The sequence below is a fragment of the Reichenbachiella sp. genome, from assembly GCF_039944555.1.
Taxonomy (GTDB): domain Bacteria; phylum Bacteroidota; class Bacteroidia; order Cytophagales; family Cyclobacteriaceae; genus Reichenbachiella.
The window spans coordinates 173,151-191,550 of the sequence record NZ_JBDUYN010000012.1 but is presented as its reverse complement, the minus strand read 5'-3'; the positions used below and the strand labels follow the sequence as shown (position 1 = coordinate 191,550).

Here is an 18,400-nt window from a genome sequence, read left to right as displayed (position 1 = left end):
TCTTCTCATAGCAGGTCTTGATTGATGTAATAAAGATATTATCTGTAGGGATAAAACCAAACGTGAGGTATTAATATTTTACAATTTTTGTGTGTATTAAGTTCTCCCATTAATTTCACAGTATAGAAAAAGTACAATAAACTCATCTCTAATCAGTGTCAAATATATCAATAAATATTGCTATCGACATGGGCAACTCCTCCTCTAAAATTGGCCTCTTCATTAACTCTGAGTTAAAAAGAGATTGGGTTTGCCAGTCTTTAGATGAAATTGTTTCCATTGTCAATCAAAGTCAGGCTAAACGAATAATCATTTGCTCGGTTGCCATAGATGGTCAAGACCTTGCCAAACATTTGAAGAAATTCAACATAAATATTTTAACTGCCAGCACACCTATTCCTTTTAAAAATCATTATAAAACAAAAAACACCTTGGGATTAGACAGAATTGCTGCTTTAGCTGGAGCTGAAAAAATCAATAGAGGGAAGAACAATTTGGTTATAGACATTGGATCGTGTATTACCTATGATTTTTTAGACAAGGACAACGTCTACCATGGGGGAAGTATTTCTCCAGGCATGGACATACGTTTTAAAGCCATGCATGACTATACAAAGAGGCTACCATTAATCACCGAATTTAAGAAAGCAAACCTTATCGGAGAATCAACAAAAGACGCAATGGTAAGTGGTGTAATCAATGGTATTGCAGCCGAGCTGGATGGCATAATTAGTCGCTATCAGCTGAAATGGCCTGATTTAGAAGTGATTATGTGTGGCAGAGGACTAAATAGTTTTGAATCTAAATTAAAAGCACACATCTTTGCATCCCCTAAATTGGTGTTGATCGGATTGAACAGGATATTGGAATACAATGAGTAGAGTTAAATGGATAATGATTCTTGCAGCTTTTTTGAGCTGCAAATTTGTTTTAGCGCAGCACACCTATTCACCTTATACGGTTATTGGTATTGGGGACTTGAATGGAATGGGTCTGGCAAATAATGCGGCTATGGGTAATGTAGGAATTGCTACGCCATCAGTTTGGAACATCAACAACATAAACCCTGCCCTCCTCACGTACAACACACTTACTGTATTTGAAATTGGCGTAGAGGGAGAGAATCGAAAAGTGTCCAACAATTTTAATTCTGTAAAAGTGGGCACCGGTGGCTTCAAGTATCTCACTTTCGCATTTCCAATAATCTCCAGCAAATGGACCTCCAATATCGGACTAATGCCTTATAGTACAGTGAACTATAATTTCTCTGCAACACAGGCTATATCAGGGACTAATGTAGATGCTGTCATAGACTTTGAGGGAAGCGGCGGTCTAAATCAAGTTTATTTTTCCAATGGTGTTCAAGTAGCTCGAGGCATTTCATTGGGACTAAGAGTCTCTTATATATTTGGCCTGATTGAAGAAATCACTTCCACCCGCCTTGAAGGAGGAGGTCTTACTCAACAATTTCCTACGGGATATTATGGAAAAACTAACTATTCTGGTTTTAACGCCGGCCTGGGGGCCTCACTAAGAAAGTCACTTAACGAAAGAGATGTTCTAAACTTTGGAATGACATTTGATCTAGGCAACAACATAAAGGGTACAAGGCTAGAACGTATTCAGTTTGAGACCGGAACAGGAAATACTGTACCTGGAGATACTTTAGTCAATGATCTGAAAAGCGGATACCAGCTTCCTGCAGACATTGGAATAGGATTTTCGTGGCAAAAGCTGAACAAGCTGACTCTTGGCTTAGATATTAAGCGATCGTTTTGGGATGAGCAAGCCGGTTTTGCCAATGATACTGAAGAATACCGAAGTGTCTGGATGATTGCTCTTGGGTTTGAGATTGTACCTAAGTACAATGATGTAAATAGCTACATAAAAAGGATTAGATACCGACTTGGGTTAGACTACAAACAGGCTCCATTTGTTATCAACGGAGAAACACTCAGTGATTTTGGCATCAATTTTGGCTGGTCACTTCCAGTAAAAGGCGTTTCTGCACTCAATATGTCCTTTAAATATGGACAGCGAGGCAAAGTATCTGGCACTCAGGTAAAAGAACAGTACTTCAAATTTGCGCTAGGTGCCACTATCAATGACCGCTGGTTTGTTAGAAGAAAATATAATTAATTATTATGTTGCGCTTTCTTTTGCAAAACATACGCTGTTTTGCCTCAGAAAATAAGAAAGCAAGAGACTATTAAAATATGAAAATATGAAAAAGCTAGTACTATTCGGATTATTTATTGCGATAAATACAATCTCAATTGCACAGCAGGGATGGAAGTGGCCTGAAGATGTCGAAATGGCCAAAGAAAAAAATGCCCTTTATGTGGATGCCGTGAAAAGCAAACAATTTGCAACAGCAGTTGAACCACATCAATGGTTACTAGATAACGCTCCCGACCTCAACGAGTCACTTTACATTAATGGAGCTAAAATATATGAAGGCCTGGTTGATGCTGAGTCTGATGCAGCTAAAAAAGTTACGCTTCAGGAGAAGGCACTAAAAATGTACGATGATAGAATCAAATACTTTGGTAAAGAGGGCAAAGTTTTGAACAGAAAAGCTTTTACAGCTTACAAATACTATAAAGGTAATAAGTCAAAATATCAGGAGTTGATGACACTCTTCGACAAAACTTTCGAATTAAACCAAGCAAAAACACTTGATAATAATCTTATGGCATATATGGATGTTGTCAGAAGATACAAGCTCAGCGGAGGTGAAATCACTGATGAAGAGGTTATCGACAGATATGGTATGATCTCCGATGTTATCGATGGAAAAATTGCGAGCAAAAGAAATGTACCTAGACTTGAGAAGATTCAGGCTAACGTGGATAAACTCTTGACAAGTACGGTTACTGTGGATTGTCCATTCGTTGAAGACAAGCTTGCTCCAAAGATGAGGGAAAGCCAAGATCCGAAGATGGCAAAGAAGGTCTTCCAGTTGATGTTGACTGCAAAATGTTCGGAAAGCCCAACTTTTGTAGAAGCAGCTGAAATCGTATATAAAAGTGAACCCGCTTTCGGTCTGGCAAAAGTAATCGCACTCAAGCATGCTTCTACTGGAGATTTGGGGAAAGCCAATGAGTATTATACAGAGTCACTAGAATTGACTGATGACAACCTTAAAAAATCAGAAATCTATTTAAGCATGGCTCAAATGTACGCATCTAGTGGAAACAAGTCTGCCGCAAGAACTAATGCAAGAAAGGCCTTGGCAAATGACCCTTCAGCAAAAAAAGCGTATTCTTTGATTGGAAATCTATATATGCAGAGCTACAATGACTGTAGAGCCGGGGAAAGTAAAGTAGATGATCGATTGGTTTTCATTGCTGCTTACAATCAATACAAGAGGGCGGGAGATCAAAGTGCTATGAGCAAGGCCAAGGAACAGTTCCCTTCCATAGAAGAAATTTTCGAATTGGGACTCACTGAAGGTCAGTCTATGACAGTTGGATGTTGGATTAATGAGACGGTTGTTTTGGAAAGAAGACCATAAGGTTTTCAAAAGAAAAGTATAACGGCACTCCGGGTAGTAACTCTCCCGGAGTGCTTTTTTATTTTTATATAAATGTTCACTTTTGATTAGATGAATAGAATCAGCATTCTTGTTTTTATGGTGACTTTTCTCTTTGCGTGCAAGGAGCAAAAAAATGTCGATCATGAACTTTATGATGGCCCAGAGGTTACGATGCGCAATATTGACATGCTTGTCTCTGATTCTACAATTGTTAAACTACGCCTGGTGGCGCGAACGCAACTAATATTATCCAACCAGGACCGAGATTTTCCAGATGGTATTTATCTACGGTTTTACAATCCATTTGGCCTAGTTACTTCTACATTGGTCGCAGATAAAGGCTATTACTTTTCTGAAGAAGATTATTACAAAGCTGAAGGTAATGTAATTATGCGAAGTCTTTTTACAGGTGACGAGCTCTCAACCGAACTACTAAACTGGAATCCAAAAGACGAACAGATTTATACTGACAATTTCGTAACTATAAAGACTGAAGATGAAGTGCTGACAGGAGAAGGACTTGAGGCTAGTCAAGATTTTGAAGAATATACTATACTTAAACCCAGTGGGACAATGTCCATCATGCCAGCAAATGAAGGCCAATAACCAGATATGAATAATTTAATACAAATAATAATTCTTACATTTTCTGCAGCACTTTTCCTAATTGGCTTACATCAAACCATGACCATGGGCTTTATGCATTCTTACTGGATTTTTATGTTAAGTATATCTCTTATACTTTTATACAAGCTAAAAAAGGACAAGCAATCGTAATATGGATCCAACCCTAATTGGTGTAATTATTATTTGTGTGATTTTTTCCGCCCTGTTTTCGGGTTTGGAAATTGCGTTTATTACCACCAATAAATTGCATATAGAACTTCAGGGCAAACAAGGAAGTAGACCCGCCAAAGTCCTCTCTAAATTTGCTCGTAAACCTTCCAGTTTTATTGCCACTACACTAATAGGTAATAACCTGACACTAGTAATTTATGGCATATTCATGGCCATGCTACTTGATCCTTGGCTTGTAGAAATATTGCCAGTACGATTCAACAATGATTTGATCATCCTACTCTTGCAAACAGTAATTTCAACTGTTATTGTTCTTTTTACAGCAGAATACATCCCTAAAAGTATTTTTTTGGTCAACCCATACAGACTCCTTTCTTTATTGGCCGTACCATTCTTAGCGATTTATTATATCCTAAGGCCAGCAGTTTTCCTCATTGTTTTTGCCAGCAAGTTCTTCATCATTAGGATTCTTGGTCTCAACTACTCGGATGAAATTCCGGTTTTTGGACTTACCGACCTCAACAATTACATTAAGAAAATTGCTGATGATGGGATTGATCAGAAAGATCAAGATGTTGATACTAAGTACTTCAACAACGCACTTGATTTTAAAATGATTAAAGTTCGAGAATGTATGATTCCAAGGACAGAGATTGTGGCAGTTGATGTTAACGCCACTATCGATGAACTCAACAATCAATTTATTGAAAGTGGTCATTCAAAAATCATCATATATGATGAGTCCATTGACGATGTCATTGGATATTGTCATTCGTTGGAACTATTCAAAAAACCTGTTGACATAAAAAGCATTCTTTCCAAGATTATTATTGTTCCCGAAACTATGGCAGCGAATGAACTATTGCTGCAGATGATTACCGATCATAAAACCCTTGCATTAGTGGTTGATGAATATGGTGGTACTTCGGGTATCGTGAGTATTGAAGATATTATTGAGGAGATTTTTGGAGAGATTCACGATGAACATGATGAGTCTGATCTACTTGAAGAAAAGCTTAACGACCAAGAATATATCCTTAGTGCCAGACAAGAAATTGACTATCTCAATGAAAATTACCAATGGACACTACCCAAAGGAGATTTTGACACTCTAGGAGGTCTCATTTTATCCGTAAATGAAAATCTTCCAAAAAAAGGCCAAATCATCGAAATTGAGGGTTTTTCCATTGAAATCTTACACATGGAGGAAGCAAGAATTGAAAAGGTTCGTCTCAAAATAAACTCTTCAAACTTAAGTCCGTGACAATCAATTTCCTAAGCATAGGAAAATTTTGATATTAACAACAGTCTTGCTTATTTTGCGCTTCGTTTTAAACAATTTTATACAATGGCAGCAATAAATACGCTAAGAGAAAAGGGGGGTAAGATTATTGTTTTCCTGATCGGTTTTTCAATTGTGGCTTTCGTAGGTGCAGACCTATTAGGCCCTAATTCTACTTTGCTTGGAAGTGGAAAAACTAATGTAGGAGAAATCGCAGGCTCTAAAATTTCCTATCAGGATTTTTTGGCCAAACAAGACGAAATAGAATACAATTGGTCTCAGTCTAATAGACGTACTCCAACATCAAATGACCTGGTAGGCATAAGAAATTTAACTTGGGACGCCCTTGTTGCCGAATATGCATTTAAAAATGAATTCAATGCGATAGGACTAGATGTCTCAGATGAAGAAATTGTAGACATGGTGCAGGGGGACAACATAAGTCCTGAAATAAGACAAGCCTTTACTGATCCCGAAACAGGTGAATTCAGTAAAGATAACGTGGTAGCCTTTCTTAAAAACTTAGGCGAGCAGACTCCCGATCAACGTGCCAACTGGTATAACTTTGAGAAAAATCTTGGACCAGGTCGTTTGAGATTAAAATTTGATAATCTAATTATCAAAACCAATTATGCTACTGAAGCAGAAGCTGAGTATAAGTACAAAAGCGAATCAAACACTTCAGACATAAACTATATCTACATTCCGTTTTTATCAATGGCAGACAGTGCTGTTGAAGTTACAGATAGTGAGCTAAGAGCTTATTTAGAAGATAACGAGAAGGAATATCAAAAAGAAGAGGCCAAAACCATCAAATATATATCCTTTGATGTCGTTCCATCGGCAGAAGACACGGCACTTGTGGTTGAAGAAATCGAAAGACTAAAAGCCGAACTTATTGAGTCAGACAACGATTCTACATTTGCAGTTGTAAATTCAGATGCTTCTGATGCTTTTAGAAATTATACACCTGGTCAACTTCCTACTGTTTTCCTAGGAGAAGACGTAGTCATGGGAGAAGGTGCTTTTGTAGGGCCGGTGGTAGAAAACGGCAACTATGCAATTTACAAAGTTACAAGTATGTCCCCTAGTGACACCTATTCGGCACGTGCCAGTCACATTCTTTTCAAATGGGCCAGTGACAGTGATACCGACAAGGCAAAAGCAAAGAAAGAGGCTAGAAATATTTTAAGACAAATCCGTAATGGCGCTGATTTCGCTGAAATGGCAAGATTGCATGGAACTGACGGTACAGCTTCTAAAGGTGGAGACCTTGGTTGGTTTTCAGATGGTGCTATGGTAGCACCCTTTCAGGAGGCAGTTTACGCTGCATCAAGAAAAGGTGTCCTTAAGGATGTGGTAGAGACGCAATTTGGTTATCACATCATTGATGTGACGGAGACAAAAACTAACGTTGTTTATAAGGTTGCTAAAGTATCTCTCGAAATCTTTGTTAGCGATGAGACAAGAAACAAATATTTCAGAGATGCAGAAGGCTTTGCTTTGAATGCCTCAAATATTGAGGAATTCGAAAATGCTGCTAAAGAAAATGGACTTGCTGTCAAAACAGCGGCCCGAGTTCGCAAAAATGACCGTAGAATTACTGGAATCTCTGAAGGAAGAAGCGTTGCTTACTGGGCGTACAACAATGCAAGCCTTGGTGATGTATCCGAAGTTTTCGAAATCGATAACCAATATGTTGTAGCCGTGATCACTGAGGAGCAAGAAGAGGGTGTTGCAGAACTTGAGTCAGTAAGGTTTGAGGTAACTAAGAAAGTAAGGGATCAAAAGAAGGCCAATATCATTATAGAAAAGCTTACAGGCTTAGCAGGCAGCTTAGATGAAATCGCTTCAGGTTATGGTGAGGGTGCCAAAGTTTATAACATGCCTGCCCTAAAGTTAAGCAGCAATTCTTTAACAAGTGTCGGGCTTGCACCCGAAGCTGTTGGAGTAGCTTTCTCAATGGAAAACGGAGAGACAACTTTACCTTTTGCTGTTGACAATGGTGTACTAATTATAGAAATGGTAAACAAGCTGGAAGCGCCGGAGATTTCTGATTACGAATCTTATCGTACCCAGGTACTTCAGCAACGACAAGGCAGAATCGCGTACAACGTTGACCAAACCGTCAAAGAATTAGCAGACATCAAAGACGAGAGATACAAGTTCTTTTAGTCAATAAAATCTTAAATTAGAGTCACGCCTTAAAGGTGTGACTTTTTTGTTTCTATGGATCCATCTACAGACTCATTCAAAGAAAAGCTTGACAATACACATAGTTTTCCAACATTGTATGTCTTTAAATTTATTGTTAAACCCGAACAGGTCGAGGAAATAGAAAAACTATTTCCAAAGCACGAGGTGCTATTAAAACCTTCTAGTGGGGGTAAGTATGTTAGCACAACCATTAAGATCATGGCCTCTTCGAGTCAGGAAATTATTGAACACTACAAGGAGGCCTCAAAAATCGAAGGTATAATTTCCCTCTAGCCAACTACCTTGTTTGCGTATCAGTTTATATCTTGTCGAATTAAACGATATATTCAAAGAATGAAATCCGTTTGTTTTCTGATACTTGCTTATTTGCTAATTAGCGTTGGTGCGTCTGATGCCTTGGCACAAAATCCATTAGAGGAAGACTTACCTACGCGAAAGGTTGATAAGAAAGTTAAGGAGAATAAACCAGGCAATTTTCCCAAACAAAAGAGGGTTCGATACATTTATGTAAAAGATGGCAAAAAGGTTCTATATGGAAATCCCTGCGCGCTCCAGGTCACACATAGAATGGGTTTCGAGTACGGGATAGAGCACAGGCCTGAACCAGGCTTCGTACCTTGGTGGAGACGCATTAAAACCAACACCACTACTAAAATTATTCTATTCTTTACGAAAGGCCCGTGGTGGAGATCTACTGTCAATAAAAAACTCAAAAGGTGCATCCAATCCAGTGGAGACCGCCGAGGCTAACTTAACGGATTGATACCTGTATAGTTAAACGGTGTAATGGCTTTTAATTGAGATTTCAGATCTTCAGAGATATCGAGTGTATCTACAAAATCCTTAATCGCTTGATGTGTAATTTCCTGATTCCCCCGAGTCAAAGCCTTTAATGCTTCATATGGCTCAGGATAAGCTTCTCTTCTTAAAATGGTCTGAATGGCTTCTGAAACAACTGCCCAGTTTTGATCAAGATCATATTCAATAGCATGTTGATTCAACTCTAGTTTACCAATCCCCTTTTCCAGCGATTTCAATGCAATGAAACTATGGCAAATCGGCACACCAACATTTCTTAGTACAGTTGAATCTGTCAGATCTCTTTGCAATCTCGAAATTGGCAACTTTCCGGCAAGAAAGTCATAATTAGCGTTGGCTATGCCCAAATTTCCTTCAGCATTCTCAAAATCAATTGGATTCACTTTATGAGGCATGGCCGAAGAGCCAACTTCACCTTTCACAATTTTTTGCTTGAAATAGCCCATTGAGATATACTGCCAAATGTCTCTGCCAAAATCAATCAGAATCGTGTTGATTCTTTTCAAATTATCGAATAGAGCAGCCATGTCATCATAGTGCTCAATTTGTGTTGTAGGATAGCTTCTGCGAAGGCCTAGTGTATTATCAACAAAGTTGTTGGCAAACTTAATCCAGTCGATTTCCGGATAGGCTATGTGATGAGCATTCATATTACCAGTAGCACCACCGAATTTTGCGCCATATCTAACACCATCAAGCATATTGATCTGCTGGGTCAGGCGCTCATGAAATACTAAAATTTCTTTGCCTAGCAAAGTAGGAGACGCTGGCTGTCCGTGAGTTTTTGCGAGCATTGGTATATCCTTCCATGTCTCCGCCAACTCCATTAAAGTACCAGTAATTTGATTTACAAGCGGGAGAAATTCATTTTCAACTGCATGCTTCAGTTGCAATGGAATCGCCGTGTTGTTAATATCTTGTGAAGTCAAACCAAAATGAATGAACTCTTTGAAATCAGCAATCCCTAAATCATCAAACTTGCCTTTGATAAAATACTCGACGGCCTTCACATCATGATTAGTTGTTTTCTCAATGTCTTTTATGGCTTGAGCATCAGCTTCAGAAAATTCTACCACCAGCTGTCTTAACTTTCCAAAAACTGAAGTTTCTACGTCTTTCAATTGCGGTAATGGGTGCTGACAAAGAGCAATGAAATACTCCACTTCGACGTGTACTCTGTATTTAATCAGGCCAAATTCCGAAAAATATTCTGCTAATTGAGCTGTGTGTCTTCTATATCTTCCATCTACTGGCGAGATCGCCGTTAGTGCATTCAATTCCATCTTTTGCTTACTTTTATGAAAGGCTTTGTGCCCGATCAATTGGATGGCAAAATTAGTCAAATCGCACAAGAAGAAGAACTGAATTAGTCCGTGATCAACTTTATAGTTTAGTTATATATTACAGTACTAAAGTTAACCGATGAAAAAATCCCTTAAAGACCCAGGCATTGGTCAAAAATTCGAACAAGCAACTAATCGTGCCATTAACAAGGACGGGTCGTTCAATATCAAAAGGATCAATTTTGGATATCACTTTAAGAACACGTATCAATGGCTCATTCGTACCAGTTGGCCCATATTTTTGATTATTGTTGTTCTTTTCATTGTTGACACTAATCTGATATTCGCAAGTATTTATTTTTTTATAGAGCCCAATGAGTTAGCAGGTCTGATTCAGGGTGATCAATACTCCCGGTTCCTTCAGTGTCTTTATTTTAGTTTTCAATCCTTTACCACTGTAGGATATGGAGCCATATCTCCGGTAGGACATACCACCGGTATTATCTCTTCTTTTGAATCTGTCTTTGGCCTCATCTCATTTGCCTTTATCACAGGCTTACTTTATGGTCGATTCTCTAGGCCAAATGCCCTATTTCAATACAGTAAAAATGCCCTGATTGCTCCTTTTCAGGATGGATGGAGTTTGCAGTTCAGGTTTGTAAATGGGCGAAGTAGTACAATTATTGAATTAGAGGCTAACGTCATGATCAGCTACACTAAAGTAGTGGAGGGTAATTTTGAACGTATGTTCTATAATTTGAAATTGGAAAGAAAAAATTTGCTGTTTCTCCCGCTGAATTGGACGCTCGTTCATAAAATAGACAAAAGCTCCCCACTCTTCGAAATGGGTCAAGACGATTTCAAAAACGGAACTGCCGAAATCATGATTCTCATTAAAGGCTTTGATGATACGTTTAGCCAAATTGTACATTCCAGATATTCATACACCTGGGACGAAATTGTTTGGGGAGCTCGATTCATCAAACCCTATTTTACAGATGAAAATGGTGATACTTATCTTGATGCAGAGCAGATAGATAAGTACGAACCTCTTCATTTTGAGGCATTTAATTCCTTCGACTCCAATAGCTGACGTTATTTTACGATCACTCTCTCAGATCTTGTTGCTGTTTTTATGAGATAAGTCCCAGGTTTTAGACTGCCTAGATAAATTTCTAAACTTCCGCTTGTTCGACTAGACTGAGGTGCCTCGATTTCATTTCCATTCAGGTCAAAAATATTGAACTGTTGGAGTTCATCTTCATTTAGTAATATTGTTACGAAATCATCTGTTGGATTTGGGTAAACATCTAATCCCGGATTGGAAGGAACGTTCGAATACAATCGCACAGGGTCAAACGTTTCGGACTCACCATCAAAGTCCGTCTGACTAAGACGATAGTACGAAATACCCATAATGGGTTCTTTATCAAAAGCTACATATTTCAATTTTTCATCGCTTGTTCCGGCACCTGCTATCGTCTGTATGGTATAGAAGTCTATTCCGTCTTCCGATCTTTCAAGTGAGAAATAGTCATTGTTGGATTCCCATGCGGTGACCCATTCAATATTGACACTTTTGTCGACTGAATAGGCTAAAAAGCTCAATAGCTTAACCGGCAAAGCACCATCCGTGGTAGTTTCGTCCATTGTCCCCTCAACGGTGATATCTCCGTCACTGCCATCCCAAGTTTCATTGGTGCCAATTGTAATTGTAATCTCGGGTCCCGTTGAGGTCCCAACAGTATTGGCTTCAATTTGCGCCCCTGATTCAACAACTATAGTGGAGTTGAGGCTTAAAGTCAATGAAGAGGTGTTCCCATTATTGGAGCCGAACCTAAGCGTTCCGCCGGATTCTATCGTAATCGTAAGATCGCAGGCTGACAAATCGATATCTGTATTCCTAATAATCATTGTGACGCCATTTGGAATAACGATATCAGTATGCGATCCACAAGCCGGCTGGCCATTGTCCCAATTCGTTCCGTCAGTCCAGAGATCAGCACCTGTGTCATTCTCCCCTATTGTCGTCTGAGCCATCACGTTGAAAGGAAACCCTAGCCCTATTAAAAACAGAATTTGCATTAAAGATAATTTCAACTTTATTCCTTGTTTGCTTTTTGTTTCATCTTTCATTAAAAGGTTTACTTGGTCTTCTTTATAAAACGAGCAAGTCTCAGTACACCCCACCTCTAAAGCATATTTATCCAAAAGGCAAATCTGATTTGGTGTGAGATCAGCCCATGACAAAAGTGACATATGACTTGTACCCACCTCTTACATTCCTACTATCTTGAATATTTCATTCATTCAAAATATGAGAACACTTTTACTGATTGTATTATTGGCTTCTACTTCATGTGATAGCCCGAAAAGCACCTGGGTCAATCTACTGGATAATGAACTTTCACAATGGGACACCTACTTGAGCTACAAGCATCAGGTGGGTTACAAAGGAGAAGAACCAAAAGACAAAGACGGAAACATAATTGAGCCCATTGGACTAAATCCTGACGGATATGATGTCTTTACAGTTATCGAAGACAATGGTGAGCCCGTTCTAAAAGTAAGCGGAGAAATCTACGGTTGTGTCTTTACCAAAAAAGATTACGCCAATTATCACCTTAGATTGAAAATGAAATGGGGTGAAAAGAAATGGTCGCCAAGAGAAGACCTCTTGAAAGATTCAGGCATTTTATATCATTCAATTGGCCCGCTGGGTGCCGAGCATTGGAGAACCTGGATGCTTTCACAGGAGTTTCAGATCATGGAAGGGCACATGGGAGACTACTGGAATCAAGCCGCGTCTGCTATTGATATTCGCGCCTTTATTCCCGAATACATTATGAACCCTGTGGCGGATCAGAGTCAGCCATTTTTGCCTTTAGGTATGGGAGAGGAAATACAAGGTTTTTGCCTGCGGAACGGTAATCACGAAGACCCTTCAGGAGAATGGAACACACTAGAATTGATCTGTTTTGAGGGTAAAAGTCTGCACATCGTCAATGGAGAAGTGGTGATGATTCTCAAAAACTCGAGGTATGTCATTGATGGTAAATCCATTCCATTGACCAAAGGAAAAATCCAATTGCAAAGCGAAGCGGCCGAAGTCTATTTCAAAGACATTGAGATACGCACATTGGACACTATGCCAAATGTTTATGATCAGTATTTTTAGAGGCTCTCTCGCTTGCGTCCTAATTATTGCCTAATATTATCCTATGGAGCAGTGGATGTCCTGGCCTTGGGTAGAAATGTTAGTCGCCTGTACTTTTTTGACTGGTATTGGTCTTTCATTTTTTTTGTTGCTCAACAAGTATCCGACTAGCAGATTTCTCGGGCAGTTGGTTTTAGCCTATTTGATATTTGTCTCGCTGTTGGCAATAGAAGTGACAAGATCATGGTCCGTCCTGGCTCTTGCATTTGTTGGGCTCTCGCTGAATTGGTATTCCTCCTCGTTTTTCACTCAAAATTCCAGAATTAAGAACAAACATATTTGGTTCGTCTTGCTCCTGCTGTTAGTTGTCATATCGGGATATTTCGTGCAACAATTATGGTTGATCAAAAGTATTTCGATTGGAGGTACTTTGGGACTTCTGGTTGAGTCCATTCAAGGAATCAAAAAGGAGACTAAAAGTCGTGGTGTCTTTTGGTTTCAAAACCCAGGCCCCAGGCTAATCTGGTTCAGAAATTATTTCACGCTGAATGTACTCATCATTCTTACGTTTGTCATTTTCGGCTCCTTCTTAAATCTATGGCATGTCGTGTTGATTGTACTGCTCAACGTCTCATTTGTCTATTATCAAATATTTCAGGAATCCGGATTTCTTTCCCCGATACCTGTAGCAAACAAATACAAGAAATCGACGCTGTCTGCAGCGCAAAAGTCTGCTATTCTTGAAAAACTAGATCAACTGATCATAGAATCCAAATTCTATTTGAGAGATGATGCATCTCTAAGTAATCTTGCCGAACAACTTCACACCACTACTCATCATCTCTCTCAAGTACTCAATGAATCGAAGGGCATCAGCTTTCAAGAGCTGATAAGCCAAAACAGAATAAGGGAGGCTCGCCATTTACTCAAGGATCCAAGCTTGAAACAAACCAAGGTAGAGAATATTGCTGCCATGGTGGGGTATAACTCTAAGTCGGCCTTCAACACTGCTTTTAAACGTCATACCGCTGTGACACCCTCCGAATATCGAGAGGCGAAAGACGTTCGATCTTATCGGGAAGAACGGCTACCCGATCGGAAAAGACCCTATTCAGGATCCGAGTCCTTTAGTTTGAGTCATCTTTTTACCAATAAACTCAAACGCACTATGGTAGCCAATTTTTTTAAAACATTCATCCGGGCACTTAATCGAAATAAGGTTTTTACACTGATAAACCTTTTCGGTTTGACAGTGGGTTTCGCGTGCAGCATATTGATTTATATGTTCATTCAAGACGAGTTGTCCTACGACCGTACACTTCCTGACTATAAAAATATCTATCGAATCAGCTGGCTTGGCGACCCTCCACAAACCCGAACGCCGCATCCCATGGCGCAAGCCATGAGGAGAGATTTTCCGGAAGTAACAGCCGCAGTAAGTCTATCGCCCTGGTATGGTACGGGTCTGACCAAACAAGAGATTACGGTAAAGAACATAGAAACCAATATCACGTTCGAAGAACCCGATTTCTTTTTCGCAGACTCTACTTTTTTCGATGTCTTTAAGTTGGAAATCTTAGCCGGCGATAAAAATGCGCTTAAAGTTCCTAACACACTGGTGATTACAGATGTGCTTGCTAAAAAATATTTTGGTGATGAAAACCCCATCGGAAAATCGCTGAACGTTAGTGATATGCCTATTGAGGTCTCCGCAGTCGTCCGTGGCATGCCCAAAAATTCACATTTTCATTTTAACGCCATCATCTCTTATGTAACCGTCAAAGAAATAGACCCGGAAAGTCACTGGATGACCTGGGAAGACTTTGGCCATTTTAATTATATCGTTCTAAACGATAAGACTTCGGCTAAAAATGTAGAGGCTAAAATTGCGGACTGGGCCCTTGGCTATCTGAATTGGGGAGAGGACGCAAAGGTGGCTTTCGACAATGGTAGTATGGCTTTTGAGCTACAGGCCATAGCCGACATACATCTACATTCTCACCTGAGATGGGAACTGGAGAACAATGGGAACATACTTTATGTTTATATTCTGATAGGCACCATGATTTTCATTTTGATCATTGCAGCCATCAACTACGTCAATCTCACCACAGCTAAATCTGTCGAAAGAGCGAAGGAAATAGGTGTAAGAAAAACCTTGGGAGCGGTCTCTGCCAACCTAACTTTCCAATTTTATCTGGAATCGATCTTCTTCTGTTTTTTTGCCATGATATTGGCCATAGGTCTTACGGCACTTTCGTTGGCTCCATTTAACGATTTAAGCTCAAAATCATTCGAAGTGGCAGATCTGATCAGTTTAGCCTTTATCGGAAGGGCCATGTTGCTTTGTCTCATTATAGGTTTGGTTGCTGGATTTTATCCAGCCTTGTTCTTGTCTTCATTTGCCCCTTCGGACGTTTTAAAAGGTAAATTAACAGCAAGTGGGGGTAGTAATAGATTAAGGAGTTTACTTGTTGTCTGTCAGTTTATTGTATCGGCCATTTTGATTGCGTCAAGTTTGATCATATTGAAACAAATTGACTACATGCGATCGAAGGAATTGGGCTTCGATCAGGAAGCAGTCATCTCCGTCCCCATTCCGTCGAGTGTTGAGCACGGTGGGATAAATTTATCTGAAGCTCGGGCCATTCAAAATGAATTGAGAGCCATTCCGGGCATCAAACAAGTTTCTGCGGCCTCCAATTTACCTGGGTCACAATTCAACAACCATCCGATAGCTACAAAGGATAACCCCTCACATAGAGTCGGTTCTTCTGAAATGTTTGTCGATTTCGAATTGGTTGAATTGTTAGGTTTTGAGGTGTCAGATGGTCGAACCTTTGATAAAAGTTATGCCGCTGATTCGGTAGGGACAAACGTATTAATTAATCTGGAGACTGTTAAATCATTAAATCTTGTCGAACCTATCGGTAAAAAACTAATTTGGGCCCTGGACGGATATAATCTTGAAGTCACCATAATAGGTGTGGTGAAGGATTTTCATTACAAGTCACTTCACCAGTCTATCAATCCGTTGGTTATTCAATTCCGACCACTTGACTTTAATCATACCATTATTAAACTTGAAGGAAATAGTTTTCACGAGTCAATCGCGGCAGTTGAGAGTGTTTATGCGGAATTTAATCCTGAACAAGCTTTTGAGTATCACTTTCTGGATGAGCAACTGGCTGACTTATATCAAAGTGAAATACGAACCCTCAGCATTTTTTCCATCTTCGCAGCCATCGCACTTTTTCTTGCCTGTCTTGGCCTGCTTGGAATAGCTCTGGCCATGTTGAGTCAAAAAGTAAAAGAGGTGGGAATTCGTAAAATTCTCGGTGCTCGACCGCTTCAAATTGTGCAAATGATCTTCTTGCAGTTCGCCAGGTTGATTGGCATTGCCCTCCTATTAGGATTACCGCTAGCCTATGTCATCATGCAAGAATGGTTGAATGAATTTCCGTATCAGGCCACATTGGGTTTTATGCCATTTGTGTGGTCGGCCATTCTGTTACTTTTAGTTGCCATCGGTAGTGTAAGCCTGGTAGTCACTAAAATTGCCTCTACGAATCCGGTAAGGGCTTTGAGGTACGAATAAGTTCAATGTTCTTTAGGGGAAAGTGGTTTAGGGCATGTCATAGCAGTAGCAGCCTAAACCCATTTCCCATGAAAAGTATCGCTTTAGTGCTTTGGTCTCTCATCGCTTGCCACTCAATATCTTCATGTACAAAAAAAACACCTTGTCCCGATTTTGAATCCTTCTTTTTGGATTATTACCCAAATGGAGAAGAAGAAGTAATTTTCAAAAACATAGCCAATTCGAATAAAATAAAGGTGATTATCGGCAAGATGCGAATCGACCATGTTTCGGCTATTAAACAAAATGTAATTAACGGCAAGAGTACTTGCTATTGTTGGAGCAAGGTCAGCATTGGCTTTAATCTTATAGATTCAAATCTGGAATATCATATAACCATGCCTAAGAGTGACGGAAGAACAGTTGACTATATGCAGATAGAGATCGAAGATTCTAATGGATTTACTCATGTCGATTATTCTTTAGCTGACCGTGCTGAAATTGAATCGGTCATTGAAACAGAGTCTTTGCCATTCGACAATTATCTTATTTTCTCCAATGAGGATGCTGGCCTTGTCTATGAAAAAGAAGTAGGTTTAGTATTGATCAAATTTGATAACGGGGACATTTGGACAAAAGACGAACTGCCTGACAAAAGGGCCTTTACATGGGGCAATGTCCATTTTGAAGACTTTGTAAACGGCTGTTGATGGCATATAGTTTAATTAGCCAAAATAAAAAAACCCGGACCTTCTGCCCGGGTTTTCTCAATCGAACTAAACTGCAATTTCTTATTCCTCTTTGGGCACTTGACTGATATCAAGCCTGTTGCCATTTCCTTCAACGGAGGACATGCAAAAGAAACCTACCACCAACTCATCTGAAGTTGTGTTTTCAATGTTCGTCGGAATGTTGCTCAATGGCGTATCGAACAGTGCGGCAAAACCACCAGGCCTATCTGTTTGAATCCGTAATTCGCTTAGGAAACTATGGGCGGCAGGCGTTATAGAATGTACCTCCACATATAGCGAGTCACCGTCGGCAAACGGGGAATAGAATTCTCCTTCCGTATCTTCCTTTTCATCGAATGGATTCACTGCATCACGAATAGGAGGAATAAATATCAACCCATCTATGGCACCTCCCTCAGAGAACCCTGCGTCCCAGGCAATGTTTATTTCAGAGGGTTTGCCCAGATACTCTTCATTCTTGAAGGACTTGATCCAGTAGGTATCTCCAAAGCCTTCCAAATCTCTAGACCAAAACTCACCCAGGTAGTATTCATCTTCCTGGCCAAAATCAATCTTGTTTTCAAACTTGAAAGTCACGCTGTCTACAGTAGGGACTCTGTTTTTAACCGATGTGGCCGTAAATGTTTCTCCACCCGTGTTCACTGTCAGCCTATATGAGTTGCCAGTGGTGCCGAATACTTCAGTTGTGTATGACCAGACGTAATCCCCACTTCCTGAATCTACAAAGTCAAATCTTGTACCTTCATTGTCAGTCAGGTATACCTCAGCTCCACTTACTCCATTGCTTTCCGAATTGTCAAAATAGGGCTGTGTACGAGTCAACCTTATCACCTGATCCTCAGGTTTGTCATTGACCCAAGCATCCACGACTAGGATTTCGGGCGCGTCATTCAATTCCGGATAGATTTGATCATCGCAAGATGATACTAGTATGATCGCGGTAAGAATATTTATATATTTTAAAACTTGCATGGTCA

Annotated in this window: 15 protein-coding genes; 12 read left to right on the top strand and 3 right to left on the bottom strand. The window is 39.8% G+C overall.

The annotated features are described in order from the left end of the window. Nucleotides 1–155: 155 nt before the first annotated feature. From ABJD64_RS18390 to ABJD64_RS18355, 8 genes are all read left to right on the top strand, one after another. Nucleotides 156–881, top strand: coding sequence for a type III pantothenate kinase (locus ABJD64_RS18390; protein ID WP_348180790.1), 726 nt, complete (start codon nucleotides 156–158; stop codon nucleotides 879–881). After that, complete coding sequence (locus ABJD64_RS18385) at nucleotides 874–2,139, top strand: hypothetical protein (protein ID WP_348180791.1); 1,266 nt, start codon at nucleotides 874–876, stop codon at nucleotides 2,137–2,139. Before ABJD64_RS18390 ends, ABJD64_RS18385 begins: the two co-directional genes overlap by 8 nt. An 85-nt stretch (nucleotides 2,140–2,224) precedes the next feature. Next, the gene (locus ABJD64_RS18380) at nucleotides 2,225–3,517 is read left to right on the top strand and encodes a hypothetical protein (RefSeq protein WP_348180792.1); all 1,293 of its coding nucleotides are present in this window, start codon (nucleotides 2,225–2,227) and stop codon (nucleotides 3,515–3,517) included. Between the two features lie 90 nt (nucleotides 3,518–3,607). Further along, on the top strand, nucleotides 3,608–4,144 hold the full coding sequence (gene lptC / locus ABJD64_RS18375) for an LPS export ABC transporter periplasmic protein LptC (protein WP_348180793.1): 537 nt from the start codon (nucleotides 3,608–3,610) through the stop codon (nucleotides 4,142–4,144). A gap of 172 nt (nucleotides 4,145–4,316) precedes the next feature. After that, on the top strand, nucleotides 4,317–5,600 hold the full coding sequence (locus ABJD64_RS18370; protein WP_348180794.1) for a hemolysin family protein: 1,284 nt from the start codon (nucleotides 4,317–4,319) through the stop codon (nucleotides 5,598–5,600). Between the two features lie 84 nt (nucleotides 5,601–5,684). Next, nucleotides 5,685–7,793: a SurA N-terminal domain-containing protein gene (locus ABJD64_RS18365; RefSeq protein ID WP_348180795.1), complete on the top strand. Its 2,109-nt coding sequence runs from the start codon at nucleotides 5,685–5,687 to the stop codon at nucleotides 7,791–7,793. 54 nt (nucleotides 7,794–7,847) lie between these two features. Further along, complete coding sequence (locus ABJD64_RS18360; RefSeq protein ID WP_348180796.1) at nucleotides 7,848–8,108, top strand: DUF493 family protein; 261 nt, start codon at nucleotides 7,848–7,850, stop codon at nucleotides 8,106–8,108. Between the two features lie 60 nt (nucleotides 8,109–8,168). Next, entirely contained in the window at nucleotides 8,169–8,585 is a 417-nt protein-coding gene (locus ABJD64_RS18355) for a hypothetical protein (protein WP_348180797.1), read from the top strand. Here ABJD64_RS18355 and purB read toward each other — a convergent pair. Then, the gene (purB, locus tag ABJD64_RS18350) at nucleotides 8,582–9,937 is read right to left on the bottom strand and encodes an adenylosuccinate lyase (RefSeq protein WP_348180798.1); all 1,356 of its coding nucleotides are present in this window, start codon (nucleotides 9,935–9,937) and stop codon (nucleotides 8,582–8,584) included. The genes ABJD64_RS18355 and purB overlap by 4 nt on opposite strands. Before the next feature lie 139 nt (nucleotides 9,938–10,076). Here purB and ABJD64_RS18345 point away from each other — a divergent pair, with 139 nt between their 5' ends. Further along, the gene (locus ABJD64_RS18345) at nucleotides 10,077–11,030 is read left to right on the top strand and encodes an ion channel (protein ID WP_348180799.1); all 954 of its coding nucleotides are present in this window, start codon (nucleotides 10,077–10,079) and stop codon (nucleotides 11,028–11,030) included. Between the two features lie 2 nt (nucleotides 11,031–11,032). Here the strand turns inward: ABJD64_RS18345 and ABJD64_RS18340 are convergent, their stop codons facing one another. After that, complete coding sequence (locus ABJD64_RS18340; protein WP_348180800.1) at nucleotides 11,033–12,022, bottom strand: T9SS type A sorting domain-containing protein; 990 nt, start codon at nucleotides 12,020–12,022, stop codon at nucleotides 11,033–11,035. 232 nt (nucleotides 12,023–12,254) lie between these two features. Here ABJD64_RS18340 and ABJD64_RS18335 point away from each other — a divergent pair, with 232 nt between their 5' ends. The 3 genes from ABJD64_RS18335 to ABJD64_RS18325 all read left to right on the top strand — a co-directional run bounded on the left by ABJD64_RS18335 (nucleotide 12,255) and on the right by ABJD64_RS18325 (nucleotide 17,381). Further along, on the top strand, nucleotides 12,255–13,115 hold the full coding sequence (locus ABJD64_RS18335) for a DUF1080 domain-containing protein (RefSeq protein WP_348180801.1): 861 nt from the start codon (nucleotides 12,255–12,257) through the stop codon (nucleotides 13,113–13,115). 43 nt (nucleotides 13,116–13,158) lie between these two features. Then, nucleotides 13,159–16,692, top strand: a complete 3,534-nt coding sequence (locus ABJD64_RS18330) for an ABC transporter permease (RefSeq protein WP_348180802.1) — start codon at nucleotides 13,159–13,161, stop codon at nucleotides 16,690–16,692. A 68-nt stretch (nucleotides 16,693–16,760) separates the two neighbouring features. Further along, a complete protein-coding gene (locus tag ABJD64_RS18325; protein WP_348180803.1) occupies nucleotides 16,761–17,381 on the top strand; it encodes a hypothetical protein in 621 nt (206 codons plus the stop codon). An 81-nt stretch (nucleotides 17,382–17,462) separates the two neighbouring features. Here the strand turns inward: ABJD64_RS18325 and ABJD64_RS18320 are convergent, their stop codons facing one another. Continuing rightward, nucleotides 17,463–18,395: a DUF4249 domain-containing protein gene (locus tag ABJD64_RS18320; protein ID WP_348180804.1), complete on the bottom strand. Its 933-nt coding sequence runs from the start codon at nucleotides 18,393–18,395 to the stop codon at nucleotides 17,463–17,465. Nucleotides 18,396–18,400: the final 5 nt, after the last annotated feature.

Bases quoted from the DNA above. Each gene is read 5' to 3' on its own strand.
- ABJD64_RS18385 (WP_348180791.1), top strand. From the start codon at position 874: ATGAGTAGAGTTAAATGGATAATGATTCTTGCAGCTTTTTTGAGCTGC.
- ABJD64_RS18325 (WP_348180803.1), top strand. From the start codon at position 16,761: ATGAAAAGTATCGCTTTAGTGCTTTGGTCTCTCATCGCTTGCCACTCA.
- ABJD64_RS18355 (WP_348180797.1), top strand. From the start codon at position 8,169: ATGAAATCCGTTTGTTTTCTGATACTTGCTTATTTGCTAATTAGCGTT.
- lptC (WP_348180793.1), top strand. From the start codon at position 3,608: ATGAATAGAATCAGCATTCTTGTTTTTATGGTGACTTTTCTCTTTGCG.
- ABJD64_RS18330 (WP_348180802.1), top strand. From the start codon at position 13,159: ATGGAGCAGTGGATGTCCTGGCCTTGGGTAGAAATGTTAGTCGCCTGT.
- ABJD64_RS18320 (WP_348180804.1), bottom strand. From the start codon at position 18,395: ATGCAAGTTTTAAAATATATAAATATTCTTACCGCGATCATACTAGTA.
- ABJD64_RS18380 (WP_348180792.1), top strand. From the start codon at position 2,225: ATGAAAAAGCTAGTACTATTCGGATTATTTATTGCGATAAATACAATC.
- ABJD64_RS18335 (WP_348180801.1), top strand. From the start codon at position 12,255: ATGAGAACACTTTTACTGATTGTATTATTGGCTTCTACTTCATGTGAT.
- ABJD64_RS18365 (WP_348180795.1), top strand. From the start codon at position 5,685: ATGGCAGCAATAAATACGCTAAGAGAAAAGGGGGGTAAGATTATTGTT.
- ABJD64_RS18345 (WP_348180799.1), top strand. From the start codon at position 10,077: ATGAAAAAATCCCTTAAAGACCCAGGCATTGGTCAAAAATTCGAACAA.
- ABJD64_RS18340 (WP_348180800.1), bottom strand. From the start codon at position 12,022: ATGCAAATTCTGTTTTTAATAGGGCTAGGGTTTCCTTTCAACGTGATG.
- ABJD64_RS18370 (WP_348180794.1), top strand. From the start codon at position 4,317: ATGGATCCAACCCTAATTGGTGTAATTATTATTTGTGTGATTTTTTCC.
- ABJD64_RS18360 (WP_348180796.1), top strand. From the start codon at position 7,848: ATGGATCCATCTACAGACTCATTCAAAGAAAAGCTTGACAATACACAT.
- purB (WP_348180798.1), bottom strand. From the start codon at position 9,937: ATGGAATTGAATGCACTAACGGCGATCTCGCCAGTAGATGGAAGATAT.